Genomic DNA, 339 nt, shown 5'->3' on the forward strand with positions numbered 1-339 from the left:
GCGATGCGGGCGACAAAACCAAATTGAGGTGTTTTGGTTAATCAAATGATAACGGGGAAATCGGCCCTTGCGGCGAGATCGATCATCTCGCTCCAGTCCAGCTGCTCACGCGTGCCGTCGACGACCAGGAAGAGGCGGCGCTGCTCGCCCCGGTCGCTGGAGATCGCAAGCGCCACCATTTCGGCGACCGCGCCGCGCGCGACCTCGATCGATGGCATCCATGCCTTTGCGCCCGGTTGCCACAGTCGCGCTCCCCACCAATAACCGGGCGCGCTAGGCCGCGTTTGAGAACCAAGCTGCATGATCGGCAGAGGCTTTAGCCCCACACCGGTTGCGTGC

1 protein-coding gene is annotated in these 339 nt (G+C 62.8%); it reads right to left on the reverse strand.

Translation table 11 applies throughout. The annotated features are described in order from the left end of the window. Nucleotides 1–41: 41 nt before the first annotated feature. Nucleotides 42–339 (reverse strand): hypothetical protein (locus AC0IYH_RS30220; protein WP_471837810.1); only part of this gene is annotated, 298 nt, incomplete at its 5' end.

Source organism: Pseudomonas sp. AC463 (assembly GCF_979253585.1).